The 14,019-nt window shown below is 71.5% G+C and carries 18 protein-coding genes; 9 read left to right on the forward strand and 9 right to left on the reverse strand.

Features of this window, described 5'->3' with window-relative positions; all coding sequences use genetic code 11:
- Both DEJ24_RS16215 and DEJ24_RS16220 read left to right on the forward strand, forming a co-directional pair.
- The coding region (locus tag DEJ24_RS16215; protein ID WP_258374865.1) for a flavin reductase family protein at positions 1-605 on the forward strand (605 nt) is incomplete at its 5' end.
- A gap of 45 nt (positions 606-650) precedes the next feature.
- The gene (locus DEJ24_RS16220; protein ID WP_111079598.1) at positions 651-1,265 is read left to right on the forward strand and encodes a superoxide dismutase; all 615 of its coding nucleotides are present in this window, start codon (positions 651-653) and stop codon (positions 1,263-1,265) included.
- Between the two features lie 109 nt (positions 1,266-1,374).
- Here the strand turns inward: DEJ24_RS16220 and DEJ24_RS16225 are convergent, their stop codons facing one another.
- The 6 genes from DEJ24_RS16225 to upp form a co-directional block, all read right to left on the reverse strand.
- On the reverse strand, positions 1,375-1,950 hold the full coding sequence (locus DEJ24_RS16225; RefSeq protein WP_111079600.1) for a TetR/AcrR family transcriptional regulator: 576 nt from the start codon (positions 1,948-1,950) through the stop codon (positions 1,375-1,377).
- 122 nt (positions 1,951-2,072) lie between these two features.
- Positions 2,073-3,560 carry a serine hydrolase gene (locus DEJ24_RS16230; protein WP_181436642.1) on the reverse strand — a complete coding sequence of 496 codons (1,488 nt, stop codon included), beginning with the start codon at positions 3,558-3,560 and terminating at the stop codon, positions 2,073-2,075.
- Positions 3,557-4,906 carry a deoxyribodipyrimidine photo-lyase gene (locus DEJ24_RS16235; RefSeq protein WP_111079602.1) on the reverse strand — a complete coding sequence of 450 codons (1,350 nt, stop codon included), beginning with the start codon at positions 4,904-4,906 and terminating at the stop codon, positions 3,557-3,559. Before DEJ24_RS16235 ends, DEJ24_RS16230 begins: the two co-directional genes overlap by 4 nt.
- Positions 4,903-5,391, reverse strand: coding sequence for a MarR family winged helix-turn-helix transcriptional regulator (locus DEJ24_RS16240; RefSeq protein ID WP_258374626.1), 489 nt, complete (start codon positions 5,389-5,391; stop codon positions 4,903-4,905). Before DEJ24_RS16240 ends, DEJ24_RS16235 begins: the two co-directional genes overlap by 4 nt.
- A 247-nt stretch (positions 5,392-5,638) precedes the next feature.
- Positions 5,639-6,436 carry a winged helix-turn-helix domain-containing protein gene (locus tag DEJ24_RS16245; protein WP_111079603.1) on the reverse strand — a complete coding sequence of 266 codons (798 nt, stop codon included), beginning with the start codon at positions 6,434-6,436 and terminating at the stop codon, positions 5,639-5,641.
- 513 nt (positions 6,437-6,949) lie between these two features.
- On the reverse strand, positions 6,950-7,585 hold the full coding sequence (gene upp / locus DEJ24_RS16250) for a uracil phosphoribosyltransferase (RefSeq protein WP_110902600.1): 636 nt from the start codon (positions 7,583-7,585) through the stop codon (positions 6,950-6,952).
- 102 nt (positions 7,586-7,687) lie between these two features.
- Here upp and DEJ24_RS16255 point away from each other — a divergent pair, with 102 nt between their 5' ends.
- Complete coding sequence (locus DEJ24_RS16255) at positions 7,688-8,119, forward strand: nucleoside deaminase (RefSeq protein ID WP_110902758.1); 432 nt, start codon at positions 7,688-7,690, stop codon at positions 8,117-8,119.
- A 19-nt stretch (positions 8,120-8,138) separates the two neighbouring features.
- Here the strand turns inward: DEJ24_RS16255 and DEJ24_RS16260 are convergent, their stop codons facing one another.
- Positions 8,139-9,095, reverse strand: a complete 957-nt coding sequence (locus tag DEJ24_RS16260) for a cation diffusion facilitator family transporter (protein WP_111079604.1) — start codon at positions 9,093-9,095, stop codon at positions 8,139-8,141.
- A gap of 75 nt (positions 9,096-9,170) precedes the next feature.
- On the opposite strand from DEJ24_RS16260, the gene proC reads away from it, so the two are divergent.
- Entirely contained in the window at positions 9,171-10,001 is an 831-nt protein-coding gene (gene proC / locus DEJ24_RS16265) for a pyrroline-5-carboxylate reductase (RefSeq protein ID WP_111079605.1), read from the forward strand.
- A gap of 24 nt (positions 10,002-10,025) precedes the next feature.
- Here proC and DEJ24_RS16270 read toward each other — a convergent pair whose 3' ends face one another.
- Complete coding sequence (locus DEJ24_RS16270) at positions 10,026-10,721, reverse strand: TrkA family potassium uptake protein (protein ID WP_181432901.1); 696 nt, start codon at positions 10,719-10,721, stop codon at positions 10,026-10,028.
- Positions 10,714-12,150 (reverse strand): TrkH family potassium uptake protein, encoded by a 1,437-nt coding sequence (locus DEJ24_RS16275; RefSeq protein ID WP_111079607.1) that lies wholly within the window; start codon positions 12,148-12,150, stop codon positions 10,714-10,716. Before DEJ24_RS16275 ends, DEJ24_RS16270 begins: the two co-directional genes overlap by 8 nt.
- 72 nt (positions 12,151-12,222) lie before the next feature.
- Here DEJ24_RS16275 and DEJ24_RS16280 point away from each other — a divergent pair, with 72 nt between their 5' ends.
- The 5 genes from DEJ24_RS16280 to DEJ24_RS16300 all read left to right on the forward strand — a co-directional run bounded on the left by DEJ24_RS16280 (position 12,223) and on the right by DEJ24_RS16300 (position 13,962).
- The gene (locus DEJ24_RS16280; protein ID WP_110902605.1) at positions 12,223-12,738 is read left to right on the forward strand and encodes a helix-turn-helix transcriptional regulator; all 516 of its coding nucleotides are present in this window, start codon (positions 12,223-12,225) and stop codon (positions 12,736-12,738) included.
- A gap of 87 nt (positions 12,739-12,825) precedes the next feature.
- Entirely contained in the window at positions 12,826-13,020 is a 195-nt protein-coding gene (locus DEJ24_RS16285; RefSeq protein WP_058729786.1) for a helix-turn-helix domain-containing protein, read from the forward strand.
- A 147-nt stretch (positions 13,021-13,167) separates the two neighbouring features.
- Positions 13,168-13,266: a 30S ribosomal protein bS22 gene (locus DEJ24_RS16290; protein ID WP_003792170.1), complete on the forward strand. Its 99-nt coding sequence runs from the start codon at positions 13,168-13,170 to the stop codon at positions 13,264-13,266.
- Between the two features lie 151 nt (positions 13,267-13,417).
- Positions 13,418-13,672 carry a glutaredoxin family protein gene (locus DEJ24_RS16295; RefSeq protein WP_110902606.1) on the forward strand — a complete coding sequence of 85 codons (255 nt, stop codon included), beginning with the start codon at positions 13,418-13,420 and terminating at the stop codon, positions 13,670-13,672.
- Positions 13,669-13,962, forward strand: a complete 294-nt coding sequence (locus DEJ24_RS16300) for a Dabb family protein (RefSeq protein ID WP_111079608.1) — start codon at positions 13,669-13,671, stop codon at positions 13,960-13,962. Before DEJ24_RS16295 ends, DEJ24_RS16300 begins: the two co-directional genes overlap by 4 nt.
- The last annotated feature ends 57 nt before the right edge of the window (positions 13,963-14,019 follow it).

The following is a 14,019-nucleotide window of genomic DNA, read 5'->3' on the forward strand; positions in this document are numbered from 1 at the left end:
CCATGAGCGCCGCCGCGACGCCCGCCGTCGTCGTCACACCCGAGTCGAAGGCGGCACGGGCCGATTCCAGGAGCGCCTGCCCTGCCGCCCCGCCCGAGGTGGACGCCACCACGGCCGACATCACCGCCGCGTACAAGGACGCCTTCCGCGGCCACCCGGCCGGAGTCGCCGTGATCACCGCCGAGGGCCCCGACGGACCGACCGGTCTCACCGCGTCGAGCGTCGCCTCGGTCGCGGTCGACCCGCCCGTCCTGGTGTTCTCGCTCTCGACCAACTCCGGGTCCGCCGGGGTCGTGCTCGGCGCGCCGCTGTTCGTCGTCCACCTGATGGACGCCCGCGGTGTCGCCCTCGCCAAGCGCTTCGCCTCCACCGGCAGCCCGGCAGCCGACGACCCCATCTGGGGCAGGCTCCCCTCGGGGGACCGCTACCTGCCCGACGCCGCCAGCGCACTGCGCTGCCGGCCGCTCTCGACCACGCCGATCGGCGGCTCGACCGTCGTCGTCGCCGAGGTGCTCGACATCGTCGTCGGGCTCGACCGCGGTGAGCCGCTGGTCTACCACAACCGGGAATTCCACTCCCTGACCGATCGTTCCCGGCTCTCGTGAGCCGCGGAGCCCCGCACCCCACACCACCGATCGAAAGGACCGCCCATGGCTGAGTACACCCTGCCCGAGCTCCCGTACGACTACGCCGCCCTCGAGCCGCACATCAGCGGCAAGATCATGCAGCTGCACCACGACAAGCACCACCAGGCCTACGTCACCGGTGCGAACACCGCCCTGCAGCAGCTCGGCGAAGCCCGCGAGTCCGGGAACTTCGGTGCGGTCAACAAGCTCGAGAAGGACCTGGCGTTCCACCTCGGTGGCCACGTCAACCACTCGATCTTCTGGACCAACCTCGGCCCGGACACCAAGGTCCCGGAGGGCGAGCTCGCCGCCGCCATCGACGAGTTCTTCGGCTCGTTCGAGAAGTTCCAGGCCCAGTTCGCCGCCGTCGCGAACGGCATCCAGGGCTCCGGCTGGTCCGTCCTCGCCTGGGACGTCGTGGGCCAGAAGCTCGCCACGTTCCAGCTGTTCGACCAGCAGGGCAACATCCCCTTCGGCCTCGTCCCGATCTTCATGCTCGACATGTGGGAGCACGCCTTCTACCTCGACTACCTCAACGTCAAGGCGGACTACGTCAAGGCCGTGTGGAACATCGTCGACTGGGAGAACGTCGCCGCGCGCTTCGAGAACGCCAAGTCGCAGAGCTTCGTCACGCTCTGAGCGTCCCCGACGCGGGTCGCTGAGGCGACCACCTGATGACGGGAGGCCCGGTACCAGCTGGTACCGGGCCTCCCGTCATGTGGTCGCCACCTGACGTCCTGACGGAGGGTCAGCGCACACCGACGCCGATCTCGGCCGCCAGCCGCCGAGCCACCCCACGGAGGGCGTCGTCCGTGTGATCGACGTCGCCGTCGAGGACCGCACCCCACTGCACGCCCCGGGCAGCGAGGACGGCACCGCGGGCCAGCCGGACCGCCTCGTCGTCGCATGCCCCGTGCTCCCGGCACCACGCGGTGAGCGTCTCGACGTGCGTCCGGTGCAGGCGCCGGTGCCGGTCATGACCCGACAGGTACTCGACCGCGCCGAGCTCGAAGGTCAGGCGTGCCGCCAGGAAGCGCTCCCTGACGTGCAGGGCGCCGAACACGTGGACGACGTACTCGGCCAGGGCGCGTTCGTCCGACGCGGGATCGAGGCAGACCGCGAGGACCGGGCCGCTCAGGTGCTCGACGACGGCGTCGATCAGGCCGTCTCGGGAGCCGAAGTGGTAGACGATCGGGTACGCGCTGGTCCCGAGGACCCGACCGAGGCTGCGGACGGAGACGTCCTCGATGCGGGTGCTTTGGAGGTGGTCCGTGACCTTGCAGACGATCGCGGGCTTGAGCGTCGGGTCCGGTTTGCGTGGCATGGTCTCTTCCGGGGCGGTGGACGGACGGCTGACCGCAACGGGAACCGCGCGGACATGTGTCATGTTACCGGACGGCACCGATCGCCGTGGTCCCGGTTCCGGGCCCGCCCCAGGACCCGAGGTCAGGCGGGCGTCGGCTCCGCCCGGACGGTCAGCGTCTGCACCAGTCCCGCGGCGAGCGGCGCGAGCCGGATCTCGACGCGCAGGCGACCACGCTCGCCGGGCAGCCACCACCGCAGGTGCGTCGGCGTGCTCGACTCCTCGGCGACGGGTGTCGCGCCGAGGTCGGCGCCGACCGCCTCGACCGCGGTGGCCAGCGCCGCACGTCGGCGGTCCCACGGCACGTCCATCGGGACGTTCGGCGTGCAGATCGACGCGGCCCGCTCGTCGTCCCAGTCGGCCAGGAGGCCCTGGACGGCTCCCTGCGCCGCTCGCGTCTCCGGGGACACCGTGGTCGTCGGCACCCGCGTCGCGGCCGCACCCTCGGCGGACCGGACGTCCGCGAGGACGAGGTCGTGCGCCTGGGTGGCCGCTGCCGACACCTTCGCCTGGGTGGCGTTCTCGAAGGCGACGACACCGATGCCGGTCGACACCGACCACCGCATGTGTGCCGAGAACCCCGGGTAGCCGCCGGAGTGCGACACGATCGACCCGACGACGGGGTCGTGCTCGACGAACAGGCCGGAGCCGTACCCGGTCGCCCGCGCCGAGCCGGGCAGGGCCTCGGCCGGGATCATCCGCATCGCCTGCTGCATCGCCCGGCGCTCGGCCCTCCCCAGCGGCCCGGCCAGGTCGCCGTCCGTGGCCGTGACCGCTGCCGCGGGGTCTCGCGGGAACGGCGGCGCCGTGCCCTCGAACGCGGCGGCGAGCCAGGAACCCCACCGAGCGAGGTCCCGGACGGTGGAGAACAGCCCACCGATGGGCGAGAACGCTCCCGGTCCCGGGGTCGTCAGGGCTTCCCACTCCGAGCTGTGCCGGCGGTACCCGGTGACCACGTGACCCCGGGCGTCCCGTGCGGCGAACACGGTGTCGTCGAGTCCGAGGGGCCGGAGGACCCGCTCGGTGGCGACGGCGGTGAACGGTGCTCCGGCGACGACGGCGACCACCCGGCCGAGCAGCGCGTACCCGAGGTTCGAGTAGGCGAAGCGCGTTCCCGGGACCGAGTCGAACAGCAGTCCGGCGCGCAGCACGTCGTCGAGGTCGTCGTCGGAGATGCTCTCCTGACGGTCACCCCACGGGTCGTCGGTCGGGAAGCCCGCCGACATCGTCAGGAGCATCCGGACCGTGGGGACGGGGGAGTCCGCCGTGGGCAGGACGACGGAGCGGAACGCCGGCACGAAGTCGGTGACCGGGTCGTCGAGGGAGAGCAGCCGCTCCCCGACGAGACCGAGGAGCGTCGTCGCGGTGACGCTCTTCGTGCACGACGCGATCCGGTACACGGTGTCGGCGTCCGGCGCCGTGCCGTCTCCGCGGTCACCGGCGCCACCGGAGGCGACGAGCCCGTTCCGGTCGAACACGCCCCAGGCGCTGCTCGGTGCGATGCCGTCCACCACGCGCTGCCGGTGCAGCGCGTCGACCACGTCGATCACCGCGGGTGACGGCCGGGTCATGCGCGCCGCATCTCGGCGTAGGCGTCGAGGGCACGCTGCCGTGTGGCCTTGAGGTCGACCATCGGCTCCGGGCGCTCCTCGTCGGCCGGCACCCATCGGCGGACGTACTCCCGGTGCGGGTCGAAGCGCTCCAGTTGCCGGTCCGGGTTGAACACGCGGAAGTACGGCGCGGCGTCGAAGCCGGAGCCCGCGACCCACTGCCAGTTCGCCGCGTTGTTGGCAGCGTCGGCGTCCACGAGGGTGTCCCAGAACCACTGCTCGCCCGTGCGCCAGTCGACGAGCATGTTCTTCACGAGGAAGCTCGCCGTGGCCAGGCGGACCCGGTTGTGCATGGCGCCGGTGTGCCAGAGCTCCCGCATGCCGGCGTCGACCAGGTCGAAGCCCGTGGTGCCGTGCCGCCAGCGGTCGAGCTCTGTCTGCGAGGCGTCGCGCCACGGGAACGCGTCGAACTCCCGCCGGACGTTGGTGCGCGCGATGTCGTCGCAGTGGAAGTACTCGTTCCAGTTGAACTCCCGCCACGCGAGCTGCCGGAGGAACGCGGGTGCGGCCCGGCGCTGGTCGGGCTCCAGCGTCTCGTGCATCCGGTGCCAGACCTGGTACGGGCTGATCTCGCCCCAGCGCAGGTGCGGGGACAGACTGCTCGTCGCGGCCTGCGCGGGTTCGTCCCGCTGGTCGTAGTCGGCGAGGGCCTCGTCGATGAACCGCTCGAGCCGGTCGGACGCGCCGTGTTCGCCCGGGGTCCAGGCGTCCCGCATGCCGCCGGCCCAGTCCGGTGCCGTCGGCAGCAGCGCCCAGTCGTCGAGGGCGTCGGACGCCACGTCCGGCGGCGCCGCGATGGTGTCCGGTTCGGCCCACGGGTGCCGGGGTTCGGGCATCGCCTGTGCCGCACGCCAGAACGGCGTGAAGACCTTGAACGGCTCACCCTTGCCGCTGAGGACCGTCCAGGGTTCCCAGAGCAGGTTGGCCGCCGCGCTGTGCGCTTCGACACCGCTGGCGATCAGGCCGGCCTTGATCCCGGCGTCGAGCTCTCGCTCCACCAGGCCGTACCGCCTGTTCCAGAACACGGCGTCCGCACCGGTCTCCGTCACGAGGGCGGGGACGACCTCGGCCGCCGGCCCGCGACGGAGCACGAGCCGCGAACCGTACTCGCGGAGGTCTGCAGCGAGCGCGCTCAGGGACTGGTGGAGCCACCACCGTGCCGCGGCACCGAACGGGCGGATGCCGTCGCTCTGCTCGTCGAGCACGTAGACGACCGTCACCGGTCCGTCGCGGTCGGTGGCGGAGCGGAGCGCCGGGTTGTCCGCCAGTCGCAGGTCGTCGCGCAGCCAGACGACGGAGCCGCTCATGCCGGGCTCCCGACCGAGCGACGGGTCGTCGTGGTCGCCGCTGCGCCCACGCGGAGCTTCGTGCAGAGCTCGGTGAGCGTCCGGAGCTCGGCGTCGTCGAGCCCGGCGCCGACCTGCGCCGCGATGGTGGAGGCGTGCTGCACCGCGACCGCGCGGTACACGTCGAACCCGTGCGGCGTGAGGGCGACGATCACCCCGCGGGCGTCCGTCGGGTCCGGCTGCTTCTCGACGATGCCCTTCGCGGCGAGTCGGTCGACCAGCCGGCTGACACTCGGCTGCGTGAGCAGGAGGTGACCGGTCAGGTCACGCATCCGGCAGCGACGGCCGGGCTGCGTCGACAGGTTGAAGCACACGTCGTACTCGTTGAACGAGATCTCGGCCGACGGGAACTCGGTGTTGAGGTTCCGCATGACGGTGACCTGGGCGCGGAACAACGACTCCCATGCCGCGACCGCTGTGGCCTTCTCGGTGCGGTGATCGCTCACGGGTCTTTCCCTCCGTCTGGTGGACCACCACCCTACCGACGGGGTCGGACACAGAACGCGGGCCGGCCGTCCTGGTGGACGACCGGCCCGCTCCCTTGCACCAAGAGATTCCTGCAATCACATTCCACAGCCGGTGCCACAGCAAACACCGTCTGCACGACCGACTGTATAACGGTGCGGTAACGCCGGGGAAGGGCGCCTCGCCGACGAATCCTGCGAGTTGTCCGATCGGCGCACGAGAGCAGGTTCAGAAGAGGTCGGGAGAGGGGGTGGAGGCGTAGCGGACCGAGACGTCGGCGTGGCGGTCGAACCGGTACCCGACACCGCGGACCGTGCGGACGATCTCCTCGAAGGCGCCGAGCTTCGACCGGAGGCGCCGGACGTGCACGTCGATGGTGCGCTCGTTCGGGGCCTCGTCCTCGCCGTCGGACCACAGGCCCTCGATGATGGCCGAGCGGTCCACCGTGCGGCCCTCACGGAGGACCAGGAACTGCAGCAGCTCGAACTCCTTGAAGGTGAGCGGAGCCGCTTCGCCGTCGAGGACGACGCGCTTCCGGGAGATGTCGATGACGACCCCGGTCTCCTCCGGCTCGGGCTTCTCGGTCTGCTTGCGCGCCGCGACCGCCGAACGGTCCTGCAGGGCCAGGCGGACCACGTCGACGTCACGCCCGCCGGACCCCTCGGCAGCGACGGCGACCGCCGCGTACGTCTCGGCGGTCGGGACGAGCTGGGCGGTCAACGCCTTCAGCTGCTCGACGACGGCGGCCAGGGTCGTGCCGGCGGCAGCGGCCGCGGCCTCGTCGAGTCCGACGTAGAGGGCGAACCCGCGGGCCTCCGTGCCCTCCGGCAGCGCACGGTTGCGGGCCGGGGCCACGACCGGGCTGGTCGGGACGGTGGCGCGGTCGGTGACCGGACGGGCAGGCTGCGCCGGCAGGGCCGCGGGGCGACGGCCGCGGATCGGGGTGACGCTGCCGAGGTCGGTCGTGGTCGACGCGGCGCTGTGGAGATCGGGGGTGGTGCGGGGCTGGGCGATGGTGAGCGACATGGTGCGGTCTCCGGGTGGTGCAGGGGCCGAGCGGTGTGGTGGTGCTTCGGCCGGTGTCGAATGCGTCGGCCCGGATCAGCCGTGGCCACGACGGCGGTCGCTGCAGCAGCGTTCACCGAGTGGCCCTGCGGTCCGTGAGGACCGGGGCGGTTCCGGGGGAGCGGGGTCCGACCTCGTGACGGTGGTGCGCGTCGTCGACGGGGTCGTCACCGGGGGATCACGCGCGCGCGACGGGGGTGGTGTCGCGGGGGATCCGGCTGGAACGGGTACCGATCAGGCACACATTCGACAACGCATGACCGCCGTGGTCGGCATCATGATGCCGACGGTCCCCGAGGCCTCGTGGAGGGCGCGAGTGGACACGGTTGCAGTCATGGCATGAGTATCGGCGGTATACCAACGCCGTGTCAACCGTCCGCGCGGACGGTGACGATTGCGGACAGTCGCGGAGACGACGGACGGGAGGCCCCCCACCGGTCCGGTGGGGGGCCTCCCGTCAATGGAGTGCGGTGGCTACTCGGCCAGGCCGTAGAGGCGGTCGCCGGCGTCGCCGAGACCGGGCACGATGTAGCCGTTCTCGTCGAGACGCTCGTCGAGCGCACCCAGGACGATGGTCACGTCACGGTCGCCGACGGCCTTCTCGAGCGCGGCGAGGCCCTCGGGCGCGCCGAGGATGCAGACGCAGGTCACGTCGACGGCACCGCGTTCGAACAGGAAGTCGATCGCCGCGGCGAGTGTCCCACCGGTCGCGAGCATCGGGTCGAGCACGAAGCACTGCCGGTTCGACAGGTCGTCGGGCAGGCGCTCGGCGTACGTCTGCGGCTCGAAGGTGACCTCGTTCCGGGCCATGCCGAGGAACCCGACCTCGGCCGTGGGGACGAGCTTGACCATGCCCTCGAGCATGCCGAGGCCGGCGCGGAGGATCGGGACGACGAGCGGACGCGGCTTCGCGATCGCGACGCCCATCGTCTGCGCGACCGGGGTGGTGATCGGCGTGGCCGTCACCCGGACGTTGCGCGTGGCCTCGTACGCCAGGAGCGTGACGAGCTCCTCCGTCAGGGCCCGGAAGGTGGGGGAGGGAGTGGTCCGGTCGCGGAGCACCGAGAGCTTGTGGGTGATGAGCGGGTGGTCGGCGACGTGGACTCGCATAGGGTCGAGCGTACCGTGCCGCACCACTCCCGGCGGTCGCGGTCCCACCGGACGATCGGAGCACCCGTGGAGCACCCGGCGCACCGGCCCTTCGTCCCCGCGATGGAACGTGCACTGGACGAGGCCCGCGCCTGTCTCACGACCGACGACGTCCCGGTCGGTGCCGTCGTCCTCGACGCCGACGGTGCGGTGGTCGCGGTCGGACGGAACGAGCGGGAGGCCCGCCAGGACCCGACCGCGCACGCCGAGGTCCTCGCGCTCCGCGCCGCCGCGGCGGTCACCGGTGACTGGCACCTGGCCGGGCACACCCTCGTCGTGACGCTCGAGCCGTGCCCGATGTGCGCGGGCGCGGCCCTCGCGGCGCGGGTGCCCCGGATCGTCTTCGGCGCCTGGGACCCGAAGGCCGGCGCGAGCGGCAGCGTCTACGACATCGCGCGGGACCGTCGGCTGCCGCACCGGGCCGAGGTGGTCGCGGGCGTGCTCGAGGACGAGTGCGCCGCGGTGCTCGACGCGTTCTTCGCCGAGCGACGCTGAGCCCGGCCGTGTCGCGCCGTCAGTCGGCTGCGCGCAGGACGATCGCCTCGGTCGACGGGTGCGGGCCGTCTCGGCGGACGTCCGGCTCGATGTAGATCACCCGGGCGATCGGGACGGCTGCACGGACCCGCTGCTCCACCGTGTCGATGCCGGCGGCGACGTCACCGAGACGGCGGTCCCCGTCGACGGCGACCTTCACGCCGACCATCAGCTCCTCCGGCCCGAGGTAGAGGGTCTTGAGGTGGATGATCGAGTCGACCTCCGGGCCGTCGAGCACGGCCTGCTTGATGCGGGCGACGTCGCCGGGACCGGCACCCTCGCCGACCAGCAGGCTCTTCGTCTCGACGCCGAGCACGAGCGCCACGGCGATGAGCAGCACGGCGATGAGGACCGTGCCGATCGCGTCGAACACCCCGTTGCCGGTGATCGCCGTCAGACCGACGCCGAACAGCGCGAAGACCAGGCCGATCAGGGCCGCGGTGTCCTCGAGCATGACGACCGGCAGTTCCGGGGCCTTGGCGCGGCGGACGAACTGGATCCAGGACTGTCCGCCCTTGTGCGGTGCGGCTTCCTTGAGGGCGGTCCGGAGCGAGAAGCCCTCGAGCCCGATCGCGATGACGAGCACCACCATCGGCAGCCACCAGTTCTCGAGCGGGTGCGGGTGGGCGAACTTCTCGATGCCCTCGTAGAGCGAGAACACCCCGCCCACCGAGAACAGCACGATCGAGACGACGAAGGCGTACACGTAGCGCTCACGGCCGTGGCCGAACGGGTGCTCCTCGTCCGCGGCCTTCTTCGCCTTCCGGCCGCCGAGCAGCAGGAGCAGCTGGTTCGCGGAGTCCGCGAGGGAGTGCACCCCTTCCGCGAGCATCGACGCGGATCCACTGATCGCCGCGGCGATGAACTTCACGATCGCGATCCCGATGTTCGCACCGAGTGCGGCGAAGATCGCCTTCGTCCCTCCGGAAGCGCTCATGTGGCTGTCCGACCCCTTCTCTCACCCGACCTGGACCACGATCCTAGGCTGCCGGTCCTCGCTAGGTTGGGGACCATGACCATCGAACTGCCCCGCGTCGCCATGCTCGGCGTCGGTTCCATGTCCGGCGCGGTCCTGCAGGGCCTCCTGGCCGCCGGCGTGGCGCCCGACACCGTCGTGGTGACCACCCGCTCGGAGTCCTCGGCCGCCGCACACCGTGCCGCCGGGCTCGACGCCACCGCGACCGAGACCGAACCCGACGCCAACCGGGCGGCGGTCCGCGGCGCCGGACTCGTCGTGCTCGGGGTGAAGCCCTTCGGCATCGTGGACCTGCTCGACGAGGTCGCAGCGGACCTGGCGCCCGACGCGGTCGTCGTCAGCGTCGCCGTCGGCGTGACCACCACCACGATGGAGGCCCACGTGCCCGCCGGTGTCCGGGTGGTGCGCGCGCTGCCGAACACCCCGATCGGCGTCGGCCTCGGGGTGACCGGCATCAGCGCCGGAGCGTCGGCGGACGTGGCCGCGACGGCGCTGGCCGCGCACGTGTTCGCCGTCTCGGGCGAGGTCATCGAGGTCCCCGAGGCGCAGCTGGATGCGCTGTCCGCGGTGTCCGGCTCCGGACCCGCCTACGTCTTCCTGCTCGTCGAGCAGTGGCAGCAGGCCGCCGAGGCGCTCGGGTTCACCCACGAGCAGGCGCGCACCATGGTGCAGGGCACCGTCCGGGGAGCCGTCGAGCTCCTCGCCCGCTCCGGCAGCGAGCCGGCGGACCTGCGCCGGGCGGTGACGAGCCCGAAGGGCACCACGGAGCGGGCGATCGCCGTGCTGCAGGACGCAGACCTGGCCGGGACGCTCGAGCACGCTGCCCGCGCGGCCGTCGCCCGGGCAGAGGAACTGTCCCGGCTCTGACGGCGGGGCGGCCAGCCGAGGGGGCTACTCGAGCGCGGCGAACCGTTCGAGGTCGGTCTCGGTGCCGGAGACGATGATGAGGTCGTCCTCGCCGATGACGCTGTCCGGTGTCGCCGGCACGAAGGCCTGCCCGGGCGGCTTGATCCCGAGCACCGTCAGGCCGAAGCGTGTGCGGATCACCGTCGTCGCCAGGTCCCGGCCCCGGACGGCTCGCGGCGGGAACATCTTGACCACGGCGAAGTCGTCGTCGAACTCGATGAAGTCGAGCATCCGGCCGGACACCAGGTGCGCCGTCCGCTCGCCGGCCTCGCGCTCCGGGTAGACCACGTGGTTCGCGCCGATGCGGCTGAGGATCGTGCCGTGCGACCGGCTGATCGCCTTCGCCCAGATCTGCGGCACCCCGAGGTCCACGAGGTTCGCCGTGATGAGCACGCTCGATTCGAGGTCCGATCCGGTCCCGACGACGGCGATCGCGAAGTCCTGCGCGCCGATCTGCCGGAGCGCGTCCATGTCGGTCGCGTCCGCCTGCACCGCGTGGGTGACCCGGTCCGACCACTTCTGCACCAGGGCAGCGTCGGTGTCGACGACCAGGACGTCCCGGCCCTGGCGCTCGAGCTGCCCGGCGGTGGCGGCGCCGAAGCGGCCGAGGCCGATGACCAGCACGGGCGCGTCGTGGCTGACGGGACCCTGCTGGTGGTGCGTGCGGTTTCGGTCAGCCAACGATCGGCCTCTCCTCGGGACGACTGAACAGCTGCCGGCTCTGACTCGCTGCGAGCGCGGCGGCGATGGTCACTGTACCGACCCGCCCGAGGAACATCGTCGCGGCGAGCACGTACTTGCCGGAGTCCGGCAGGTCGCCGGACACCCCGGAGGACAGCCCGCACGTCGCGAACGCGGAGATCACCTCGAACAGGACCCGGTCGAGCGGCTCGTGCGTGATCTGCAGCAGCACGACGGTGGCGACCGCGACGATGGTGGCACCCCACAGGACGATCGCCACGGCGACGCGGAGGACGTCACTGGGGATCCGGCGGCCGAACGCCTCCATGCTCTGCCGGCCACGGGCCTCCGCGACGGCCGCCAGGAAGAGCACCGCGAGCGTCGTGACCTTGATGCCGCCGGCGGTGGAGGCGGAGCCGCCGCCGATGAACATGAGCATGTCCGTGACCAGGAGGCTCGACCCGTGCAGCTCGTCGAAGTCGACGAGCGAGAACCCACCGGACCGGGTCATCGTCGACAGGAACAGCGCCTGGAAGGCCGTGCGCCCCGCACCCTCACGACCGAAGGTGGCGGGGTTCGAGGCCTCGAGTGCGATGTACGTGACGGCACCGCCGAGCAGCAGGATGCCGCTCGTCACCAGTGTCAGCTTCACGTGGATCGGCCAGCGTCTGGGGGAGCGCAGCTGCTTGGTCAGCGTGCGGATCACCGGGAAGCCGATCGAGCCGGCCACGACGCCGACCATGAGCAGGCTGAGGAACCAGTAGTCGTGCGCGAACGGGTCGAGGCCGTCGGCGTTCGGCGCGAAGCCGGTGTTCGTGAACGCCATCGCTGCGTAGTAGAACGAGTCGCCGACCGCCGACCAGAACGGGATGCCGGTCACCAGGACGCTCGGCAGGAGCAGGAGGCCCAGGACGATCTCGATCGACAGGGTGCTCACCGCGACGGTGAGCAGCAGCGTGCCGACGTCGCCGAGCCGCACCGCCTGTCCTTCCGGGACGGCGCCGTGGTGCGTCCGCAGCGGGTTCGAGTCACCGGCGGCGATGAGCTTCGCGCGGAGGCCCAGCCGACGTGTGACGACCAGGCCGAGGATCGACGCGAAGGTGAGCACCCCGAGCGCACCGATCTGGGTCCCGATGACGACCAGGACCTTGCCGAACACCGACCAGTGCGTCGCCATGTCGACCGTCGCGAGCCCGGTGACGCAGACGACGCTGGCCGCGGTGAACAGGGCGTCGGAGAAGTGCGTCGTCGTGCCGTCCGCCGCGGCCATCGGCGTCATGAAGAGCACCGTGAACAGGAAGATGAGCACGATGAAGACGAGGATCGCCAGGCGGGAGGGCGACGATCGGAGCGCGGTGGTGATCCGGCCGGGGCGTCGCCGGGCCGACGCGGTGCCCAGGGCGGGGACCGGCTCGGAGCGATCGAGCATCGTATGCCTCCGGGGACATGGGCGGGACAGAGCGTCATGGTACATCCGCACCGCGGCGGTTAGCCTCTCCCCATGGCCGACATCTTCAGCGTCGTCGCGGACCCGACCCGGCGTGCACTGCTGGGCGAACTGCTCACCGCGTACGGGGCGGACGCGACCGGCGGCGAGCTCAGTGTCGGACAGCTCGTGCTGCGGCTCGGCGTGACGCAGCCCACCGTGTCCAAGCACCTCCGGGTGCTCCGGGACATCGGGCTCGTCACCAGCCGCGAAGAGGGTCAGCACCGCTACTACCGACTGGACCCGGAACCGCTGCTCGGCATCGAGGAGTGGGTTGTCCCGTTCACGAACGCGGTGGACGCCGACGGCACACCGGCGACGACGTCGTGGACGCTCGACGGCCAGCCGGTGTCCTTCCGACGGAGCGGTCCGGCCGGCAAGGCGACCGTCGAGGTGGGCACCGAACTCGGCCGCGTGATGGCCGAGGCGTCGCACCGCGCCACCGTCGCGTTCACCGGCGCGCAGCAGGGCTGGGAGCGTGTCGTCGACCGCAGCCGGCGCCGGTTCACGAAGCGGCCCGAGGACGACTGAGCAGCTGCTGGACAGCGAGGCTCACGCGCCTCTACAGTGTCCAGAGACCACACAGGTCACAACAAGCAAGCCACCCGAAGGCGGATCATGACCGGCAGTTTCGACGACGTGCGATTCCTCACCGTCGCGGAGGTCGCCGAGATGATGCGGGTCTCCAAGATGACCGTCTACCGCATGGTGCACGCCGGTGAGCTCCCCGCGATCCGGTTCGGTCGGTCCTTCCGGGTCCCCGAGTCGGCGGTCGCGGAACTCCTCCGCGGCGGCATCGCCGACGTCGGCTGACCCCGACCCCTCCGCCCCGGGCGTCCATCGTCCGTCCCGGCGCCGTTCGACATCGCGACAGCCCTCCGGTAGACTCGGGCAGGTTGATTTTCCGCGGCTTCATCGGCCCGGTGTCCGTACATCACCATCAGTCCGAGCGAGGTCCACATGGGTTCTGTCATCAAGAAGCGTCGCAAGCGCATGGCGAAGAAGAAGCACCGCAAGCTCCTTCGCAAGACGCGTCACCAGCGTCGCAACAAGAAGTAAGTCGCAAGACTTGCCGCAGAAGCCCCGGTTCGCCGGGGCTTTCGCATTTCCCGGGCCCGGTCGTCGCCGGCCGGACCGGCCTCGATGCCTGCCGTTCCGCGGATGACGGGCTGCTCGGCAGCCGGAGGTCCCGCCGGACTACCCTGGTGCCATGCCCGCTGTGACGCTCCTGACCAAGCCCGGATGCCACCTCTGTGACGACGCGCGACCCGTCGTGGAACAGGTCGTGTCCGCCCACCCCGGCACGACCCTCCAGGAGCGGTCGATCCTCGATGACGACGCACTCCGGGAGGAGTACGCGGAGGACATCCCCGTCGTGCTCGTCGACGGCCGCGTGCACAGCAACTGGCACGTCGACGCCGAGCGACTCGCCCGGGCGATCGAACTCGCGGGGGCCCACGCATGATCCGTCACGTCGTCTCCTGGACCCTGCGTGAGGACCTGGACCGTGCGGTGGCCGTCGCACGCGTCCGTGAGCTGCTGACCGGTCTGGTCGGCGTCATCGGGTCGGTCCGGTCGCTCGAGGTCGTCGAGAACGTCGCCTACCCGGGGAAGAACCAGGACCTGGCGGTCGTCGCGACCTTCGACGACCTCGCCGGGCTCGACGAGTACCAGTTCCACCCCGAGCACCAGGCCGCCGCTGCCGAGATCCGGGCGATGGTGACGAGCCGCGCGGCCATCGACTGGCAGGACTGACTCCGGCCCTGACGGTTCGGCGCCGACGCCCCCGCGCCCGCCCCCGCGCCGCCGCGC

The sequence above is a fragment of the Curtobacterium sp. MCPF17_001 genome (genome assembly GCF_003234615.1).
Classification (GTDB): domain Bacteria; phylum Actinomycetota; class Actinomycetes; order Actinomycetales; family Microbacteriaceae; genus Curtobacterium.

Bases quoted from the DNA above. Each gene is read 5' to 3' on its own strand.
- DEJ24_RS16300 (WP_111079608.1), top strand. From the start codon at position 13,669: ATGATCCGTCACGTCGTCTCCTGGACCCTGCGTGAGGACCTGGACCGT.
- DEJ24_RS16295 (WP_110902606.1), top strand. From the start codon at position 13,418: ATGCCCGCTGTGACGCTCCTGACCAAGCCCGGATGCCACCTCTGTGAC.
- DEJ24_RS16255 (WP_110902758.1), top strand. From the start codon at position 7,688: ATGGAACGTGCACTGGACGAGGCCCGCGCCTGTCTCACGACCGACGAC.
- DEJ24_RS16225 (WP_111079600.1), bottom strand. From the start codon at position 1,950: ATGCCACGCAAACCGGACCCGACGCTCAAGCCCGCGATCGTCTGCAAG.
- DEJ24_RS16245 (WP_111079603.1), bottom strand. From the start codon at position 6,436: ATGTCGCTCACCATCGCCCAGCCCCGCACCACCCCCGATCTCCACAGC.
- DEJ24_RS16260 (WP_111079604.1), bottom strand. From the start codon at position 9,095: ATGAGCGCTTCCGGAGGGACGAAGGCGATCTTCGCCGCACTCGGTGCG.
- DEJ24_RS16275 (WP_111079607.1), bottom strand. From the start codon at position 12,150: ATGCTCGATCGCTCCGAGCCGGTCCCCGCCCTGGGCACCGCGTCGGCC.
- DEJ24_RS16280 (WP_110902605.1), top strand. From the start codon at position 12,223: ATGGCCGACATCTTCAGCGTCGTCGCGGACCCGACCCGGCGTGCACTG.
- DEJ24_RS16285 (WP_058729786.1), top strand. From the start codon at position 12,826: ATGACCGGCAGTTTCGACGACGTGCGATTCCTCACCGTCGCGGAGGTC.
- proC (WP_111079605.1), top strand. From the start codon at position 9,171: ATGACCATCGAACTGCCCCGCGTCGCCATGCTCGGCGTCGGTTCCATG.
- DEJ24_RS16230 (WP_181436642.1), bottom strand. From the start codon at position 3,560: ATGACCCGGCCGTCACCCGCGGTGATCGACGTGGTCGACGCGCTGCAC.
- upp (WP_110902600.1), bottom strand. From the start codon at position 7,585: ATGCGAGTCCACGTCGCCGACCACCCGCTCATCACCCACAAGCTCTCG.
- DEJ24_RS16235 (WP_111079602.1), bottom strand. From the start codon at position 4,906: ATGAGCGGCTCCGTCGTCTGGCTGCGCGACGACCTGCGACTGGCGGAC.
- DEJ24_RS16220 (WP_111079598.1), top strand. From the start codon at position 651: ATGGCTGAGTACACCCTGCCCGAGCTCCCGTACGACTACGCCGCCCTC.
- DEJ24_RS16290 (WP_003792170.1), top strand. From the start codon at position 13,168: ATGGGTTCTGTCATCAAGAAGCGTCGCAAGCGCATGGCGAAGAAGAAG.